Annotated in this window: 1 protein-coding gene; it reads right to left on the bottom strand. The window is 66.0% G+C overall.

Annotated features, from left to right (window positions below):
• The coding region (locus ON32_RS30605; RefSeq protein WP_040793195.1) for an MDR/SDR family oxidoreductase at positions 1-1,346 on the bottom strand (1,346 nt) is incomplete at both ends.

Here is a 1,346-nt window from a genome sequence, read left to right as displayed (position 1 = left end):
CGTCGTCCAGCACACCCGCGACGTGGAAGACACCGGTCAACGGATACTCCGTCGGTATCGACGCCACCACCGCATCCACCGCCGCCCGATCCGCCACATCACAGGCCACCACATCCACCCACGCACCCAGCCCGGTCAACTCGGCGACCAACTCGGACGCACCCGGCGCATCCAGACCACGCCGACTCACCAACACCAACCTGCCCACCCCGTACACGGTCACCAGATGCCGAGCCAACACCGCACCCAACCCCCCGGTACCACCAGTGATCAACACAGTGCCATCGACACGCAACGGACTCGGCACGATGAGCACGTTCTTACCGACATGCCGGGCCTGACCCAGATACCGATACGCTTCCGGCGCCTGCCGCACATCCCAGACGGTGAGGGGACAACAACCCAACACCCCGGCATCGAAAAGTTCCACCAACGCCGCCAGGATCTGACCCAACCGATCCGGACCCGCCTCCATCAACATGAAACTGCGATACACCACCCCCGGATGAACAGCAGCCACCTCGTCCGGATCCCGCCGATCCAACATGCCCATCTCGACGAACCGACCACCCCGCGGCAACAACCGCAACGACGCATCGACGAACTCACCGGCCAACGAATCCAACACCACATCCACCCCACGACCACCGGTGACGGCCCGGAACTTCTGCTCGAACTCCAGACTGCGCGAATCGGCGATCTCCTCCTCGGCCAACCCCAACCCCCGCAACACCGGCCACTTGGGTCGACTCGCCGTCGCCAACACCCGCAACCCCAACCACCGCGCCACCTGAACGGCCGCCATCCCCACCCCACCGGTGGCCGCATGCAACAACAATGTCTGCCCCGGCCGCGCCCGGGCCAGATCCACCAACCCGTAATAGGCGGTCGCATACACGATCGGCACCGCCGCCGCCCGCGCGAACGACCACCCCACCGGCATCCGCGCCAACAACCGATGATCGGTCACCGACACCGACCCCACCCCCTGCACGAACCCGAACACCCGATCCCCCGGCACGAACTCGCTCACATCCGACGCCACCTCCAACACCACACCCGCACCTTCGCCCCCGATCCGCCCCTCCGGATCCGGATAAGTACCCAACGCGATCAACACATCCCGAAAATTGAGACCGACCGCCCGCACCCCCACCCGCACCTGACCCGGCGCCAACGGCGCCACCGCCTCCGAAGAGTCACAAACCACGAAGTTGTCCCCGGCCAACGTCCCCCGACCCCGCAAGGTCAACCCCCACGCCGCAGCATCGGCGACCCCGACCTCCAACCCATCCGAACCGATACGACCCAACCGCGGCACATACACCACCGCACCACGAACAGCC

The organism is Nocardia paucivorans NBRC 100373 (assembly GCF_000308675.1).
Lineage (GTDB): Bacteria > Actinomycetota > Actinomycetes > Mycobacteriales > Mycobacteriaceae > Nocardia > Nocardia paucivorans.
This window is presented reverse-complemented; position numbering and strand designations above follow the sequence as displayed.